The organism is Kitasatospora sp. NPDC017646 (genome assembly GCF_044329365.1).
Lineage (GTDB): Bacteria > Actinomycetota > Actinomycetes > Streptomycetales > Streptomycetaceae > Kitasatospora.
The window spans coordinates 16,646-32,792 of sequence record NZ_JBIRJC010000038.1 but is presented as its reverse complement, the minus strand read 5'-3'; the positions used below and the strand labels follow the sequence as shown (position 1 = coordinate 32,792).

General features: G+C 72.2%; 18 protein-coding genes. 1 reads left to right on the top strand and 17 read right to left on the bottom strand.

Features of this window, described 5'->3' with window-relative positions; translation table 11 throughout:
* Nucleotides 1–112 precede the first annotated feature (112 nt).
* From ACH4J0_RS34825 to ACH4J0_RS34765, 13 genes are all read right to left on the bottom strand, one after another.
* Nucleotides 113–796 (bottom strand): indole-3-glycerol-phosphate synthase, encoded by a 684-nt coding sequence (locus tag ACH4J0_RS34825; protein ID WP_396245086.1) that lies wholly within the window; start codon nt 794–796, stop codon nt 113–115.
* Complete coding sequence (locus ACH4J0_RS34820) at nt 793–1,461, bottom strand: N-(5'-phosphoribosyl)anthranilate isomerase (protein ID WP_396245085.1); 669 nt, start codon at nt 1,459–1,461, stop codon at nt 793–795. The genes ACH4J0_RS34825 and ACH4J0_RS34820 overlap by 4 nt, the downstream gene beginning before the upstream one ends.
* Nucleotides 1,461–2,180: a transglutaminase family protein gene (locus ACH4J0_RS34815; protein WP_396245083.1), complete on the bottom strand. Its 720-nt coding sequence runs from the start codon at nt 2,178–2,180 to the stop codon at nt 1,461–1,463. The genes ACH4J0_RS34820 and ACH4J0_RS34815 overlap by 1 nt, the downstream gene beginning before the upstream one ends.
* A gap of 33 nt (nt 2,181–2,213) precedes the next feature.
* Nucleotides 2,214–3,353 carry an acyl-CoA dehydrogenase family protein gene (locus ACH4J0_RS34810; RefSeq protein ID WP_396245082.1) on the bottom strand — a complete coding sequence of 380 codons (1,140 nt, stop codon included), beginning with the start codon at nt 3,351–3,353 and terminating at the stop codon, nt 2,214–2,216.
* Nucleotides 3,353–3,727 carry an ectoine synthase gene (locus ACH4J0_RS34805; protein ID WP_360463527.1) on the bottom strand — a complete coding sequence of 125 codons (375 nt, stop codon included), beginning with the start codon at nt 3,725–3,727 and terminating at the stop codon, nt 3,353–3,355. Before ACH4J0_RS34805 ends, ACH4J0_RS34810 begins: the two co-directional genes overlap by 1 nt.
* Nucleotides 3,724–4,590: a tryptophan synthase subunit alpha gene (trpA, locus tag ACH4J0_RS34800; protein WP_396245080.1), complete on the bottom strand. Its 867-nt coding sequence runs from the start codon at nt 4,588–4,590 to the stop codon at nt 3,724–3,726. Before trpA ends, ACH4J0_RS34805 begins: the two co-directional genes overlap by 4 nt.
* A complete protein-coding gene (locus tag ACH4J0_RS34795) occupies nt 4,583–5,626 on the bottom strand; it encodes an anthranilate phosphoribosyltransferase (RefSeq protein WP_396245079.1) in 1,044 nt (347 codons plus the stop codon). The genes trpA and ACH4J0_RS34795 overlap by 8 nt, the downstream gene beginning before the upstream one ends.
* Nucleotides 5,627–5,628: 2 nt before the next feature.
* Entirely contained in the window at nt 5,629–5,892 is a 264-nt protein-coding gene (locus ACH4J0_RS34790; RefSeq protein ID WP_350515545.1) for a phosphopantetheine-binding protein, read from the bottom strand.
* A 1-nt stretch (nt 5,893) separates the two neighbouring features.
* Nucleotides 5,894–7,483 carry an AMP-binding protein gene (locus ACH4J0_RS34785; RefSeq protein ID WP_396245077.1) on the bottom strand — a complete coding sequence of 530 codons (1,590 nt, stop codon included), beginning with the start codon at nt 7,481–7,483 and terminating at the stop codon, nt 5,894–5,896.
* Between the two features lie 245 nt (nt 7,484–7,728).
* The gene (locus tag ACH4J0_RS34780; RefSeq protein WP_360463539.1) at nt 7,729–7,992 is read right to left on the bottom strand and encodes an acyl carrier protein; all 264 of its coding nucleotides are present in this window, start codon (nt 7,990–7,992) and stop codon (nt 7,729–7,731) included.
* 83 nt (nt 7,993–8,075) lie between these two features.
* Nucleotides 8,076–9,341 (bottom strand): ketosynthase chain-length factor, encoded by a 1,266-nt coding sequence (locus ACH4J0_RS34775; RefSeq protein WP_396245075.1) that lies wholly within the window; start codon nt 9,339–9,341, stop codon nt 8,076–8,078.
* Nucleotides 9,338–10,603, bottom strand: a complete 1,266-nt coding sequence (locus ACH4J0_RS34770; RefSeq protein ID WP_396245073.1) for a beta-ketoacyl-[acyl-carrier-protein] synthase family protein — start codon at nt 10,601–10,603, stop codon at nt 9,338–9,340. The genes ACH4J0_RS34775 and ACH4J0_RS34770 overlap by 4 nt, the downstream gene beginning before the upstream one ends.
* A 310-nt stretch (nt 10,604–10,913) precedes the next feature.
* Nucleotides 10,914–11,870: an aromatase/cyclase gene (locus ACH4J0_RS34765; protein WP_396245072.1), complete on the bottom strand. Its 957-nt coding sequence runs from the start codon at nt 11,868–11,870 to the stop codon at nt 10,914–10,916.
* 195 nt (nt 11,871–12,065) lie between these two features.
* Here ACH4J0_RS34765 and ACH4J0_RS34760 point away from each other — a divergent pair, with 195 nt between their 5' ends.
* A complete protein-coding gene (locus ACH4J0_RS34760; RefSeq protein ID WP_396245070.1) occupies nt 12,066–12,521 on the top strand; it encodes a nuclear transport factor 2 family protein in 456 nt (151 codons plus the stop codon).
* 74 nt (nt 12,522–12,595) lie between these two features.
* Here ACH4J0_RS34760 and ACH4J0_RS34755 read toward each other — a convergent pair whose 3' ends face one another.
* From ACH4J0_RS34755 to ACH4J0_RS34740, 4 genes are all read right to left on the bottom strand, one after another.
* Nucleotides 12,596–13,051: an ester cyclase gene (locus ACH4J0_RS34755; RefSeq protein WP_396245069.1), complete on the bottom strand. Its 456-nt coding sequence runs from the start codon at nt 13,049–13,051 to the stop codon at nt 12,596–12,598.
* A 37-nt stretch (nt 13,052–13,088) separates the two neighbouring features.
* The gene (locus tag ACH4J0_RS34750; RefSeq protein WP_396245068.1) at nt 13,089–14,162 is read right to left on the bottom strand and encodes an alcohol dehydrogenase catalytic domain-containing protein; all 1,074 of its coding nucleotides are present in this window, start codon (nt 14,160–14,162) and stop codon (nt 13,089–13,091) included.
* A complete protein-coding gene (locus tag ACH4J0_RS34745) occupies nt 14,159–15,007 on the bottom strand; it encodes an NAD(P)H-binding protein (RefSeq protein WP_396245116.1) in 849 nt (282 codons plus the stop codon). Before ACH4J0_RS34745 ends, ACH4J0_RS34750 begins: the two co-directional genes overlap by 4 nt.
* Before the next feature lie 222 nt (nt 15,008–15,229).
* On the bottom strand, nt 15,230–16,051 hold the full coding sequence (locus ACH4J0_RS34740; RefSeq protein ID WP_396245066.1) for a BTAD domain-containing putative transcriptional regulator: 822 nt from the start codon (nt 16,049–16,051) through the stop codon (nt 15,230–15,232).
* Nucleotides 16,052–16,147 lie beyond the last annotated feature (96 nt).

Genomic DNA, 16,147 nt, shown 5'->3' with positions numbered 1-16,147 from the left:
GTTTTCGGGTTGGGTGCCCACGGGCGGGGAACCACTGCTGGCCCCATCCTGCGGACCGCAGCACGGGGCGTACTGGAGCGTTCGTCGAGGGGCGGTCGATGCCGCGCGGAGCTCAGGCGCGGGCCTGGTCCAGCCGCGCGCACCATGCCGTCAGGCTGGGCGCGCGCAGCAGGCCGGTGCCGATCAGCAGGCCGTGGAACCCAGCGTCCAGCAGCCGGGCGGCCCGGACCGGGTCGGCGATGCCGCTGGCGCTCACCGCGCAGCGGGTACCGGTGCGCAGGACTGCGGGCAGCAGGTCCGTGCTGCGGTCCGGGTCTCCGGGGAGCCGTTCGCGGGTGGCGATGTCCTTGTTGTTGACGGCGACCACGCAGTGGGGTCCGCGCGGCACCGCGGCGGCCTCCGCCTCGTCGGCGATCTCCACGAAGGGGGTCAGCCCGAGCTCCAGGGCGTGTCCGGCCAGCCGGGCCAAGACACCGGCGGGCAGCAGTTTCGCAGTCAGCAGCACCGCCGAGGCGCCGAGCTCGCGGGTGCGGGCGAGCTGGCTGCGGCTGGTGACGAAGTCCTTGCGGAGCAGGGGCAGGTCGGTGAGCGCGGCGACCTCGGCGAGCAGCTCCTCGGTGCCACCGAACCAGTGTCCGGTGACCACCGAGATGCAGGGCGCACCCGCCTCCTCGTAGCGGGCGACGACCTCGGCGACCGACCGGCCGCCCAGCAGGTCGTTGCCGTCGGCGTCCTGCCGTTTGACCTCCATGATCAGGGGGCGGTCGGCGGAGGTGAGCGCTTCGGTGAAGGTCAAGGTGTCTTCCAGGCGCGGACCAGGTCCGCCGTCCGCGCTCCGTCGAGCAGGCCAGCGTCGCCCCGGACGGCGGAATCCACGTCGATGCCGAGGAATCCGGGGTGCGCGAGAGTCGCGCCGAACCGGTCCCGGTTGTCCGGGCGCAGGCCGCCTGCGAGCAGGAAAGAGCGTTCCATGCGGTCGGCCAGGGCGGCCGCCGTGGTGTCGTCCAGAGTGTGCGCGGTGCTGCCGACCCGCCCGTCGGCGGTGACCGAGTCCAGCAGGAACAGGTCGGTTCCGGCCCGTTCGTAGGCTCGGATCAGGCTCGCCTCCGGGCATGAACCTCCGCGGACGTGCAGCACCTTGACGATGTGCACCCGCTCGGGGAGTTCCGCGCGCAGGGCGCGGACCAGGGCGGGCCGCTGGTAGCCGTGGAGCTGGACCCAGTCGGTGCCGGCACCGGCGGCGCTCCGGGCCAGGGCCGTGGGGTCGGAGCCGAAGGTGACCAGTACGGACCGCAGCCGGCCGGTGGCCCGGGCCTCTGCGGCCAGCTCGGCCAGCCGCCCGGCGGGCAGGTCCGCGCGGCCGCGGGAGACGCCGTGCCACAGGCCGAGGAGGTCCGCGCCGGCATCTGCGACGGCCCGGACCTCCTCGGCGGTGGTCGCACCGCAGATCTTGACGAACACTAGGCCCTCACCGCCGTGTCGTGGGCGTCCCGAGCGAGGGAGCCGCCGACGAACCGGGGGCTCTCGCCCTCGAACAGTCCCGGGTGCGCGGCCCGCAGGTCGGCGATGACCCGCTCGTAGGGCAGGTCGTCGAACTCGCCGTGGAAGCGCAGGAACTCCATCTGCTGGCGCCCCTCCTCGTCGAAGGGGTGGTGGAGGCTGTCGGCCGTACCGTCGAACTCCAGCGGGGCCATCCGGTACAGCCGGCACAGCGTCCGGTTGAAGACCGGGGTCGCCTTCACCCAGCGGTCCTGCAGGTACACGGCAGCCAGGCCATGCTGGTGGAACACGTCGCCGCCGAGCAGCCGTTTGAGCCGGTCGGAGGCGAGGTGGTTGCGCACGTCGGTGAGGACCAGGCGGGCGGGGATCCCCAGCGAGCGCAGGCCGGCGGTGTATAGCACCGACTTGTGCAGGCACATGCCGGAGCCCGTGGTCGCCACCCGGCTCGCGCGCAGTCCCTCGCGGGACAGGTCTGCTCCGTACACCTCGTAGCGGATGCCGTCGCGCACGGCGTAGTACAGCGCCACCGCCTGCTCGGTGGGGGGGGTGGCGCTCGCCGGGACGCGGTCGCGGACGAAGGCGCGGACCTCGGGGCTGTCGTGGTCGATGAACTCGGTCGCGGCCAGGGCCTCGGTGGCCACGGCTGCGGATCCGGATCCGGCTCCGGACTGGAGGTTCATGGTGGCGTGATCCGCTTTCGTTCGGGGTCGGGTTCAGAGGCCGAGAATCGAGGCGATGCGGTTGCGCTGGATCTCTGAGGTCCCGGAGTAGATGGTTCCGCCGACCGAGTTGCGCAGCTCCTTCTCGATGCCGTACTCGGCCATGTAGCCGTTGCCGCCGAAGATCTGCACGGCGGCGAGCGCGGAGGCGAGGTTCGCCTCGCTGGTGACGAGTTTGGCGATGGCCACGTCCTTGGCGGCGTTCTCGCCAGTGACGATCTTGCGAGCGGCGGAGAACAGCCAGTGGCGGGCGGTCTCCACACCGATCTCCATGTCCACGATCTTGTGGGAGACGGCCTGGTAGGAGCCGATCGGCTTGCCGGACTGGGTACGCGTGCGGGCGTACTCGACGCACCGTTCGACACGGTCGCGCATCTCCCCCGCGTTGACGGCGAAGGAGCAGAGGATCTCCCAGCGCATCACGTGGTCCAGGACGAGGAAGCCGCCGCCCGGCCGGCCGAGCACCCGCGAGGCGGGGATGCGGCAGTCGTCGAAAAACAGCTCGCTCAGCGGCGAGGTGCGCAGCCCCATCTTGGGGATCGGCTTGCCGACCGTCAGGCCGGGGGTGTCGCGGTCCACCAGGAAAGCGGTGGTGCTCAGCGGGCCCGGGCGGTCGCTGGTCCGGGCGTAGACGGTGATCAGGTCGGCGACGGGCCCGTTGCTGACGAAGGCCTTGCTGCCGTTCAGGACGAAGGAGTCGCCGTCGCGGACCGCCCGGGTGTGCATGGCCAGGGCGTCCGAGCCGCTTTCCGACTCGCTGATGGCGTGTGCGCCGATGAGCTCCCCGGAGCACAGGCGCGGCAGGTGGCGTTCCTTCAGCTCATCCGATCCGAACCGCTGAAGCGGGACACCGGTGCTGACGATGTGGCTGGTCACGGAGAAGTTCAGCCCGGCGTCGCGGCTGCCCTGTCCCAGGCCTTCCAGGACGTACAGGGTGGTCACCAGGTCCTGGCCGAGCCCTCCCCAGCGTTCCTCGAAGGGCAGGCCGAGGATTCCCGTCGCGCGCAACAGGTCCCACTGCTCCCAGGGGAAGACCGCCTCGGCGTCGCGTTCGACGTGCCCTTCGCTGATCTTGCCGAGCAGCGGCTGCAGACCCTCCCGCAGCCGCTGCTGGTCATCGGTCCAGGTGGTCATCAGTACTGCGAGAACTCGGGGGATTCGAGGTTGTGGACCTCGTCGCCGCGCAGCGCCGGGGTGAACATGCAGACCAGGCGCAGGTCTTCGTGCGGACTGGCGACCAGCCAGTGCGCGTCGTGCTCGTTGAGGGCGTAGAGGGTGCCCGGGGTGATGGGGTGCGAGTCGCCGGCGGTGTCCACGACCTCGCCGCTGCCCTCGATGCAGTAGCAGGCCTCCAGGTGGCGGCGGTACTCCAGGCGGGACTTGGTGCCGGCCCGGACGATGGTGTCGGTGACGGTGTAGCCGAGGCCGTCGGACTCGGTGAGGAACCGGCGGCTGAGGCCGTTGCCCCAGTCGACGCTGCGGACCTCGTCGAGCTTGCGGATGATCATGATGGGTTTCCTTTCGCAGGGTGTTCAGGGGACGGGCGGAGCAGCTCTCGTACGAAGGAGGCGAACTCCTCGACGGGGTCGCGCCCTTCGGTGAGGGCTTGTTCGATGCGGGCGACGCCGGCGCTGCCGACGACCGCCGCGTCCGCGCCGAGGTCCTCCAACGTCGCGATGTCGGCCCGGGTGCGGATGCCGAAGCCGACCGCGACCGGGGCCGTGGCCTCGGCGCGCAGCGCGGTCAGCGCTGCGGCCAGGCGGTGCGGGTCGGCCGCCGCGCTCGTGCCGCTGCGGCCGTAGTGGGCGACCAGGTAGACGTAGGCGGAGGCGTGCCTGGCGGCCTCGGACACGGTCTGCGGGTCCGAGACCGCGTAGCAGGTGGTGACGAGCGGCAGTTTGGCGGCGCGCGCCGCCGCGTAGTGGGCGGCGCGGAGCCGGGGCGGCAGCCCGTGCAGCAGCAGTGCGTCGCAGCCCGCGTCTGCGACGGACCGCGCCACGTCCCCCAGATCGGTGCCCTTGACGCTGTGGCTCCAGTCCACGAGCAGGGCGATGCGCAGCCGGCGCAGGCCCGGCCGGACGGCGGCCACCGCGTCGAGGACGGAGTCCGGCGTGACACCGCCGGCCAGCGCGCGGTCGGCAGAGCGGCGGATCACCGGCCCGTCGGTGACGGATCCGGGGAACGGGACGGCGAGTTCCAGGCAGTCGACACCGTTCTCGTCGAGCATCGCGGTGAATTCCGGCAGCGCGGCAAGGGGCGGGTCGCCGGCGTTGGCGAACACGGCCAGTCCCGCCCGCCCCGGGCTCCGCCCGGCGAAGAAGCCGGGACGGGCATCGGGACGCGGGGCCGTGACGGGCCTGGCATCAGGCATGCGCGGCCTCCGGAGACCGCAGTCGTTCGACCCGGGAGAGGGCCGAGCCGTCCCGCAGCGCCGCGTCGGCGGCTGCCAGCGCCTCGTGCCAGTCGCCGGTCAGCCGGCCGGCCACGGCGAGCGCCGCGGCGTTGAGGCAGACCGTCTCGCGGACCGTCGGGCTGCACCGCCCGGCGAGTACGTCGAGGAACAGCTCGGCGGCCCGGTCCACGCCGCCTTCGGGGACGGCGAGGTCGGCCAGGCGGCCGCTGCCGAGCCCGAGCTCGCCGGGGGTCAGCGCGAACTCGCTCTCGACCCCGTCCTCGTAGGCCCGGACCTGGTTGGCGGTGAACCCGAGCAGTTCGTCGGCGCCGGCGTCGTTGACGGCCAGCCAGACGGACCGGCCGGTGGCGTGCGAGACGTACTCGGCGGCGTGCCGCAACCCCTCCACGTGCCGGGGCCGGGAGACGCCTGTCACCTGCGCGCGGACCGGCATGTCGGCGAGGAAGGGCCCGAGCGTGTTGACGAAGGAGCCCAGTTGGCGTATCTCCAGCGGCGCCACTGCCCGGGCGAGGAGGGTGACCTCCTGCGGGTAGACGAAGAACCCGGCGAAGGCGATGCCGCAGCGCTCCATGACCTCCTGGGTGTGCTCGTACGAGGTGGTCGGCGTGATGCCGAGCCGTTCGAGCAGGTCGATGGAGCCGAAGCGGCTCGTGTAGGCCCGGGAGCCGGTCTTGACGACGGGGACGCCCATGGCCGCGGCGACGAAGGCCGCCGCCGTGGAGATGTTGAAGGTGGCCGGGCCGCCGCCGGCGCCGACGATGTTGACGGCAGCCGCGAAGGCGTCGGCGGGGCGCGGCGACCGGCGCTCGTCCAGAGACTCCAGCAGCCCGTGCAGGGTGTCGCGGCCGGGCATCCGGGTGGACAGCGAGGCGAGGAGGGCCGCGGCTTCACCCCGGAGCATGCCACCGGCGTGCAGCCGGTCCCAGAACGAGCGCCACACCGGCAGTTCCACCGGGCGGTCGCGGCTGATGAGCGAGACGACGGCCTCGTGCATGGCTACGCGGCCCCCGCGGTCTCGGGCGCGGACTCCTCGATGAACGCGGCGATCGTCGCGACCGTGGTGAAGGACTCCGGGTCGAGGTCGACGGTGTCGGCGTCGATCCCGTAGCGGTCTTCCAGCCAGGCGATCACCTTGAGCAGCCCGAGGCTGTCCACGATGCCGTTCTCCAGGAGGTCGAGGTCGTCGGCCAGTTCGCCGACGGGCACGTCGGGCAGGAACTCCTCGACGATGAATGCCTTGACAGCCTGGACGTGGGTCATGTCAGTTCTCCTTGGCGAGATGGGCCTTGGCGGCGAGGTCGCGGTCAACCTTGCCGGTCGAGGTCCTGGGAAGCGGATCGTCGGTGATCCGCAGAGTTGAGGGGACGGCCGCGCGCGGCAGCCGAGCCGCCAGGTGCCCGCGCAACGTCAGGCTGTTGAGAGCGGAGCCGGTGGCGCGCCGTACGACGGCGTGCAGCAGGCGTCCGGCGACGGGGTCGGGCAGGGCCAGCACGGCCGCCTCGGTGACGTCCGGGTGGGCGAGCAGGACGCTCTCCGCTTCCCCGGCGTTGACCCGGACCCCGCGCACCTTGACCTGGAAGTCGGTGCGCCCCTCCAGGGTGAGCGAGCCGTCCTGGTGCCGGCGTACGAGGTCGCCGCTGCGGAAGTACCGGCGCGCTCCCCCGCCCGACGGATGCGGTACGAAAACCTGTGCGGCAGCGGCCGTCCCGAGGTAGCCGTCGGTCTGGAAGGGCGTGGAGACGAGGAGTTCGCCGGTGCCCGGTCCCTCCAGGACACGCCCGTCACCGTCGGCGAGGAAGTGGTCGACGCCGGCCAGCGGGCGGCCGAGCGGCATCGGGGTGGCGGCCTCGGCCCGGGCGTCGGTCACCTCGTACCAGAAGCTGTCGTTGGTCTCGGTGCACCCGTAGACGTTGTGCAGCCGGGCGGCGGGCATCAGGTGCGGCAGCCGGGCGAGCACCGGCCCGGGCAGGGCGTCGCCGGTGAAGACGGCGTGGCGTACGGACGACAGGACCGACCCGGTGTCCTGTGCGGCGTCGGTGATCAGCCGGAAGAACATGGGTACGCCCTGGACCACCTCCGCTCGGTGGCGGTCGAGCAGGGCGAGCAGGCGGGGGCCGTTCAGCGCCTGGTCGGGGTCGACGAGGACGACCCGGCCGCCGTGGGCGAGGGTGGTCCAGACGTCGAGCAGGCATAGGTCGAAGTTGAGCGGCGCGTAGTTGAGGACGGTGGAGCCGGGACCGATGCCGAAGACGTCGGCGGCCCAGTGGACGAACGCGTCGACGGCCTCCACGCCCAGCGGCACGATCTTGGGGAGTCCGGTGGAGCCGGAAGTGGTCAGCAGCAGGGCGGGTCGCCCGGAGGGAGGCGCGGGCGCTTTCCCCGGGCCGGTGTCCGCGTGGTCCGGTTCGTCGTCCGCGTCCGGGCCGGCGGCCTCCGCCGGATCCAGCACCTCGCACACGCCGGCCTCGCCGTACAGCCGCTCCAGGGCGTCGGCGCCGAGGGTGACCGAGGGCAGCAGGACCGGCCGGCGCTCCAGCAGACAGGCGAGGACCAGCGCGACGGTGTCGGGCGACTTCACGGCGGGGACGCCGACCGGCCCGTCGCCGGTCAGCCGGTCGAGGCGGGCACGCCGCGCCTGGGCGCGCCGCAGCAGGGTCCCGTAGTCGATCTCCTCGTCGCGCCAGACCAGGGCCGTCGCATGCGGGCTCCGGCGGGCGTGGGCGAGGAATCCGTCGACCAGGCTGCGGTAGTGTCCCGAGGGCCCGCCCGGCACGCCCGGGAAGTCCGGAGCCACCTGAGCGGCCTCCGCGACCCCCGGGGTGTCCGGTACCGTGTCCACGCTGCTGCCCACAGCCCCTCCCCCTTGTTCGTATGCCGGTCTTGTGGATCCGATGGTGGTTTTGCGCTCTTGAGGCCGGATGGAGCCCTGCTGAACCCCTGGGCGGCCGGGGACGGCGGTCGCGGGGCACCGCGAGGCCGAGCGGGCGGCCCCCTCTCCAGGGACGACCGCTCCTCGCCTCACGGGCCGCGGCACGGCGGACGGACGGCCGTACCCGGCGGTCCCCCACCGGTGGCCGTCGATTCCCCGGCCGGAGCTCAGGCGGCGGTGCGCTCGGACAGCGCCCGGTTGACGAGTTCCAGGTACTGGCGCGGCGTCTCGGCCTCGGAGACGGCCTCATCGTCCAGGAGCACCCCCCATTCCCGCTCGACACGGCCCGTGGTCTGGAGCATGGCCAGCGAGTCGTAGCCGAGATCGGCGAACGAGACGTCCTGGATGTCGCCGTCCAGGTCCACGCCCTCGTTCTCGCCTGCGGACTCGCGCAGCAGGACGGTCAGGTCGGTGAGTTCGAACCGGGTCACGTCATACCTCGTATTCCTCTTGTACGGACGTGTGAGCGTCCATGGCGGTGTGCTTCGGTACGGCGGGGTTGCGGCGGCGTGGTTCAGGCGCGGACCACGGCGGCGGCGTTGAAACCGCCCCGGCCGCGCGCCAGTACCAGCGCCGTCCGCAGCTCCACACCAGTGCGCGGGGTGCCGATCACCAGGTCCAGAGGGCAGTCCTCGGCCGGGCGCTCGGTACCGATGGTGGGCGGGATCACCTGGTCGCGGAGCGAGAACAGCGCCGCGGCCAGGTCGAGGGAGGACCCTCCGGCGGAAAGCCGGCCGGTCATGCTCTTGGGTGCGGTGACGGGCACGCCCCGCTCACCGAACAGCTCGGAGATCGCCCGCGCCTCGGCACGGTCGGCCTCCCGCTCGCCGGCGGCGTCGGCGAAGACCACGTCGACCTGGTCGGGCCGCACCCCGGCGTCGGCCAGGGCGAGTGCGGCCGCGGCGCCGAGCCGACAGCCGCCGGACTCCGGGGACGGGTCGAAGGTCGCGGCGTAGCCGGCGACCGACCCGTACACCCGGGCTCCGCGGGCCCGGGCGGCCTCGGCGTCCTCCAGCACCAGGAGGGCGCCGCCCTCACCCGGCACGTACCCGCAGGCGCCCGCCGAGAAGGGCAGGAAGGCGCGGTCCGGATCCTCGTCGGCGCTCATGCGCCCCTCGGCAACGTGCGCGACCCAGCCCCACGGGCACAGGGCGGAGTCGACGCCGCCGGTGACGACGAGCGAGGACCCCTTGCGTAGCTGGCGGCGGGCCTGGGCCACAGCGTCGAGCCCGCCCGCCTGTTCGGTCACCAGCACCCCGCTGGCGCCCCGCAGCCCGTGCAGGATGGAGATCTGGCCGGTGTTGACGGCATAGAACCAGGCGAAGGACTGGTAGGCGCTGACGTACTGGCCGCCCTGGCTCCAGAGGGCCTGGAGCTCGCGCTGGCCGAACTCGAAGCCGCCGGCCGAGCTGGAGGTGACCACCCCGGCCGCGTACTCCGGGAGTTCGGCCGGGTCCGCCCCGGCGTCGTCCAGCGCCTCCTTGGCGACCGCCAGGGACAGCCGGGTCACCCGGTCGGTCTGGGCCATCAGCCGGCTGCGCACGTGGTCCTCGGGAACGAACCCGGGCACCTCGCCCGCGAGCCGGGCCGGATAGCCGGAGGCGTCGAAGCGGGTCAGCGGACCGATGCCGTTCTCGGCCCGCAGCACGGCATCCCACCAGGCGCGGGCACCGAACCCGTTGGGGGCGGCGACGCCGATGCCTGTGACCACGGCCTGCGGGCGGCGGGTCGCGCCCGGGCCGTCTTCACGGGGGCGGTCGAGGGTGGACGTGGCGCTCACGCGGCCGCTCCCAGGTGCGGTCGGGTCAGGATCATGGCGCTCTGGAACCCGCCGAAACCGCTGCCCACGGTGAGCACCGTGTCGGTCTGCTGCTCGCGGGCCACGAGCGGGGTGTAGTCCAGGTCGCACGCGGGGTCGGCTTCGTGCAGGTTGGCCGTGGGCGGCACGGTGTTGTGCGCGATGGCCAGGGCACTGGCGACCACCTCCAGGGAGCCGATCGCGCCGAGGGAGTGGCCGATCATCGACTTGATGGAGCTGACCGGCACCTCGTAGGCGTGCTGTCCGAGGCCGCGCTTGAACGCCGCCGTCTCGTGGCGGTCGTTCTGCTTGGTGCCCGAGCCGTGGGCGTTGATGTAGTCGACGGCCTCGGGGTTGAGCCTGGCCTCATCCAGGGCGGCGGTGATGGCCTCAGCCATCTCCACGCCGTCCGGCCGCAGACCGGTCATGTGGTAGGCGTTGCTGCGACTGGCGAAGCCCGATATCTCGGCGTAGACCTGCGCTCCGCGGCGACGGGCGTGCTCCAGCTCCTCGATGACCAGGACGGCCGACCCCTCACCGAGCACGAACCCGTTGCGGGTGCGGTCAAAGGGCCGCGAGGCCGTCTCCGGCTCGTCGTTGCGCGGGCTGGTGGCCTTGATCGCGTCGAAGCAGGCCACGGTGATCGGGGAGATCGGCGCCTCGGTGGCGCCCGTGATCATGACGTCGGCGCTGCCTTCGCGGATCAGCTCCACCGCGTGGCCGACGGAGTCCAGGCCCGAGGTGCAGCCGGTGGAGACCAGCGACACCGGGCCCTGGGCCCCGGCCAGGCGGGCGACCTCGGCCGCCATCGAGCTGGGCACGAAGTAGTCGAAGAGATGGCGGACAGCCCTGGTGTGGTCCAGCACCCAGTCCGCGCCGTTGCGGCTGACCTGTGCGTACTGCGCGTCGAGGCCGGTGGTGCAGCCGACCGCGCTGCCCAGGGTGACCCCGGTGCGCAGCGGGTCCAGCTCTGCGGCCAGTCCGCTGTCGGCCAGGGCTTCACGCGCACTGACCAGGGCGAACTGGGTGGCCCGGTCCAGCCGCGCGGCCTCGGCCGGGGTGAATCCCTGAGCGGCGGGGTCGAAGTCCGCCTCCGCGGCGATACGCGAACGGAACTGCGCCGGGTCGAACAGGGTGATGCCTCGGGTGGCGGTACGGCCGGAGGTGAGCACCGACCAGAACTCCTTGGTGCCCACGCCGCCGGGTGCGACCACTCCGATTCCGGTGATCACAACCCGCCTCATCGGCTTTCCTTCACAGTTGTCCTCCAGAGAGTCACGACGACAGCGCGGATCGCCGCCGCGCGCGGGACGCAACCACCGCACGTGATTTCGAGCCTCGCCGACCTTCCTGGAGAACCGCTCGAACAGCCCCTTTCTCCCACTGGACGGGACGCGACCACGACCGGCACGCCCCGTTTCGGGATGCCGACCGTCTGAACCCGCGTCACCCGCCACCCGGCGCCGGGACTCGCCCTGCCCGCCCTCGTCGAACGGCGCCACCCCGCCGGCAGGGCCGGCGGGGTGGCATGGGTGTGAGGAGGGGGGTGGGGTCTCAGCGGGCCGGGGCAGCGGTCTCCGCGAACTGCTTGGCGAGTTTGAGGGTGGCGCCGGAGTTCCGGCCGAGGGCCTCGCGAATGTAGCGGCGGGCGGCGGCGACGTCCGCGTCCGGTCCGAGGATCCGCTCGATGTTCTCCGGCCGCAGCACGACGCTGTGCTGCGAGGTGGCGGTCACGCCGGTCCCGTCGCGCCTGACGGACCATTCACCGGTGTGGGCGGCCATCAGGGCCGGGGTCGCGGTCTGCTTGTACACGATGCGTACGGCGTCGGGGAAGCACACGCGGACCGATTCGGTGGTGTGGACCGAGCCGTCGGCTGTGCGGGTGTCCATCGACATGACCTGCACACCCGGTGTCTCCTCGACCAGGTCCAGGCGGTCCACGTGCGGGACCCGCTCCGGCCAGTCGCCCACCCGGTACAGGAAGTCGTAAACGAGCTCCGCCGGTCCCTCGACGTGCACCGAGTCCTCAAAGGACAGCACGAGGTCGTCCAGCTCGGTCCAGCGCTCGGCGAGCGCCTTGAGACGGCCCAGTTCGGACTCGCTGTTGGTGTCGGTGGCCCGCAGCACCCACTCGACGTCTTCGGCGCGGTCGTCGGCCACGGTGAAGTCGTGGAGCAGGGTCAGCCGGGTGGAGGTCGCGCCGAGCTCCTCGACGATCCAGGTGCCGCCCATGCCGGTCAGCGGAGCGGCCGGGATCTCCTGGCGGAACTCGATGCGGCGGCGGCCGGGGTCCAGTTCGCGGCGCGAGGTCCAGGTCTTCACCGTGCTGTTGGCGGTCGCCCACATCCGCAGACGCTCATGCCGCCCGTCGCCCTCGAGGCGCTCGACGTGAACGTTCGGCGGGAAGTACAGCGGCCACTTCTCCGTGTCCGCGATGATCCCGTAGACGACCCCCGCGGGTGCGGCGATCTCCACCTCGTGCGACGTACGGTGCACCTGTTCAGCGGACACCTTTCCCACCCTTCGCTGCTTGGCTCTGCGATGGATCCGACGGTGTCCCGGATCACTGGAGGCCGGGCGGAAGGCGGCTGGAGGGTGCGGAACCCCAAGGCCCAAGGGGAGGAACCGGCAGTCGAGGGATCCTCGAAGGGGGTGCGACCCGCGGCGCACAGCATGGGCGCAACCAAGGAACGAAACGGAGACCTCATGACGACCGCGCCCGACCTCGCCCCCGGAACCACGGCCTGGAACGCCCCGCTCCACGCCGAGGTGCAACAGTTCTACGCGCACCAGATGCAACTCCTCGACCTCGCCGAGGCGGAGCGCTGGGCTGCGACCTTCACCGAGGACGCGACCTTCGCCGTGCCGACGCTGCCGGAGCCCGTGCGGGGCCGGGCCGGCCTGATCGCGGCGACGACCCGCAGCCACGCAGAGCTCGCCGCGGCCGGGCAGCGGCACCGGCACTTCATGGGCATGCTGGACGTCCGGCCCCGCCCCGACGGCGCCGTGGCCGTCCGCTCGTACGCCATCGTCTACGCCTCCGAGATCGGCGGCGAGTCCCGGGTGCACCGGGTGTGCGTCTGCGAGGACGTGCTGGTCCGGGGTGAGGGCGGCGAGCTGCAGGTGTCGGCCCGTACGGTCACCCGGGACGACCTAGCCTGAGCCCGGGCGCGTCAGCGCCGGCCAACGGCAGTCCCCCGCGGGAACCCAGGGGTTCCCGCGGGGGCTCGGCCAGCTCAGAGGACGTCGGCGGGGACGAACTCCAGCTTCTTCAGCATCGGCAGATAGTTGAAGACGTCATAGTGCTCGATGATCTGGCCTGCGTCGTTGAAGAGAAGCTCCTCGAGCATGAACCAGCTCACCTTCTTCCCGGTCGGGGCCTTGCCGAAGAACTGGCCGAGGTGGGTGCCGGTCACCGTGATGCGCAGGATGACGCGGTTGCCCTCGGCGACGATGCTCTTGACGTCCAGGCGGAGGTCGGGGAAGGCGGCGAGGCCTCCTTGCATGGCGCCGATCATCTGTTGGGTGTCGACCAAGCGGTCCTCGGAGAAGTGCTTGACGTCCGGGGCCCAGTGCTTGGTGATGCCGTCCAGCTCCCAGCGGTTCCAGGCGGCGGCACAGGCGAGCGCGATCTCCTTGTTGCGCTCCTGCACGCTCTGGCCGGCGGGACGCTCGTTCACCGTTGCGGTCATGGTGGAAATTCCCTCGTCTGGTACAGAGTGGAAAGGCTCAGGGGGTCAGGACGTGTTTGCCGACGCTGCTGCCGTCCAGCAGGGCGCGCACTGCGGCAGCGGCTCCGCCCAGCGGGTGGCGGCCGGCGATGCGGGGAGTCAGGACGCCGGCTGCGGCGAGCCTGCACAGCTGCGCGTAGTCGGTGTTGAAATCCGGGCCTGGCTTGACGTAGTACATGCTCATCCGGCGGCCCCGAGTGAGGCCGAGGAGCCGGGCGAAGAAGCGGGTCACGGTGCGGCGCAGGGCCGGGACATGCGGCCGGAACCACTGTCCGGGGCGGTAGCCCGCCACGGAGGAGTCGAAGGAGACCAGGACGCCGCCGCGGGCGAGCATCATCCAGCCGGCGTCGAGGCCCCGGCCGCCGATGTGGTCGAAGACGGCCTGGACGCCCTGCGGGGCGAGTTCACGCACGGCCGCGACGATGTCGGGGGTGCGGTAGTCGAGCGGCTCCGCACCGAGTTCCCGCACGGTGTCGTGCTTGGCGGGCGAGGCGGTGCCGATGACCCGCAGGCCGTGGTGGACGGCGAGCTGGGTGAGCAGGGCGCCGACGCCCCCGCTCGCTCCGTGTACCAGGACGGGCCGGCCCGGCCGCAGGCGGGCGAGGCGGTGCAGCATCTGGTAGGCGGTGACCCCGTTGGCGACCAGGGCCACGGCCACGGCCGCGTCCAGCTCCTCGGGGACGGCGGCCAGGGTCTTGGCGGGCAGTTCGACGAATCGCTGCCAGGCGCCCTTGCGGGGCATGGCGGCGACCCGGTCGCCGCTCTTCCAACCGGTGACGCCGGGGCCGACCTCGACGATCCGCCCGACCAGGTCGTAGCCGGGAACGAAGGGGAACTTGGGAGGGAACGGGTGGAGGTGCTGGAGCATCTGCACCTCGGCGTAGGACACGCCGGCTGCCTCCACCTCGACCAGGACGCTGCCCTTGCCGGCGGTGGGCCGGGTGCCCTCGGCGGCGTGGATCCGCTCCTCGGGTTCGCCGCTGCCGGTCATCCGCACCAGCGCGTTGGCGCCGGTGCTGGGCGTCCCGTCAGCGGTGCCGGATGCGGGGTGCTCGACGGAGTCCAGGCTCATGCCGTGTTCTCCAGCGACTGCGGGGCGAAGTCGACGGCGTGGTCGGCGGCCCAACGGGCGAAGGTCAGTCCGGGGCGGCCGGTGACCTTCTCGACGGTGTCGACCGGGGCGGGCGGGTTGACGACCGCGTCGGCGAGGTAGCGCAAGACCATCTCGACCACCTGCGCGGGCATGACCTGGCCCATGGCCTCCCGGGCCCGGTCCGCGGTGATCTCCTCGAAGGCGACCGGGCGGCCGATGGCCCGGGCGATCTGCCGGACCTGCTCGACCTGGGTGAGGGCCTCCGGTCCGGTGAGCACGTAGGCTCGGCCGGCGTGCTCACCGGACCGGAGGGCGGCCACGGCCACGGCCGCGACGTCGGACTCGTGGATCAGCACCCGCGTCGCGTTGCCGTAGGGGGCGCGCACGAGGCCCTCGGTACGGATGGAGTGGCCCCACTTCCACAGCACGTTGGTGGCGAACTCATCGGGGCGGACGAAGGTCCACTCGATGCCGGACTCCTCCACGGCGCGCTCGACGGCCCGGTGGTACTCACCGCTGTGGTTGTCGCCCGAGGTGTCGAGGACCGAGGAGGAGGAGAGGACCACGATCCGGCGGACGCCGGCCTCCTTGGCCAGAGCGACGACCTCGCGGGCGGTCTCCGGCACCGGGAAGAGGTAGAGGCGGTCCACTCCGGCAAAGGCCGCGCGCAGGCTCTCGGGCTTCTCCAAGTCGCCCTCGAAGACCTCGACCGGCTCCGGCAGAGCCGCGGTGGCCGGGTTGCGCGTCACCGCTCGCACCGACTCACCCGCCGCGACGAGCTGACCGACCACAGGCCGGCCCACGGCCCCCGTCGCTCCAGTCACCAAGATTGTCACGTGCCTGCTCCACCCTGTTCGGCCCGGTTGTCCCGGGGGCTCTCGCTCGGTCGTGCTGCCCAGCCTCGGGCGCGCCGGTGGAGGGGCCTTAGAGGGCGCTTCGAGGACGCGTTGGAAAGTAACTCTCCGTACTGCGTGGACGATCACGCGAGCAGCAACGAAGCGGCAGCGGACCGCGGCCGGCCGCGGTCCGCTCGCCAGGCAGGCGCCTCAGGCCGCGTACAGGTCGAACGTGGATCCCCGCCGGGAGCCTGCAACCACGTCCAGCGCCGGGTCCACCGCCAGCATCGCCTGGTGGAGCCGCTGGAGCTGCGGCGAGGGCTCGACACCGAGTTCGTCGATGAGGCGCACCCGCAGTCTCCGGTAGACGTCCAGTGCGGTGGCCTGGCGGCCGGAGCGGTAGAGCGCCACCATCGCCTGCGAGTGCAGGCTCTCGTGCTGCGGGTGCCGGGCGATGAGCTCGGTGAGCTCGGCGAGGAGCCCGGTGTGTCGGCCCAGCCGCAGGTCGACGTCGATGCGCCGCTCCACGGTCACCAGCCGGCTCTCCTCCAGCCGCATGACATCGATCTCCAGGATCGGGCCCACGCGCACGTCGACCAGGGCCGGGCCCTGCCAGAGCCCGAGCGCCTTCCGCAGCCGGGCGGCGGCCCGCTCGTCGTCGCCCGCCTCGAAGGCGCTCTGGCCCTCGGCGACCAACCGGTCGTACTCGTGGACGTCCACGCTCTCCGGGGCGATCTGGAGCAGGTAGCCGCCGTGCCGGGTGGCGAGCACCTCCTTGGCCCCGCCCGGATCGGCCCTCCCCATGGCCGTACCGAGCCTGCGGCGCAGCTGCAGTATGTAGGTCTGCAGCGTGGTGAGCGCGCTCTGTGGCAGTTCGGTGCCCCAGACCTCCTCCATCAGGGTGGGCACGGGCATCACCCGGCCCGGGTAGAGCGCGAGCAGCGCCAGAATCTGGCGCGGTTTGCTGGCCGTCGGAGCAATCGAGTCCCCGTTGACCTCGGCGTTCAACGGACCCAGGACCTGAATCTTCACGGTTTCTCCGCTCGTCGTCGAGTTCCCATCGATTTCAAGCCTTCACTCGAGTCACAGTAGCGGGGCTCAGGGCAACGACCCAGGTTTCTTGAGTCT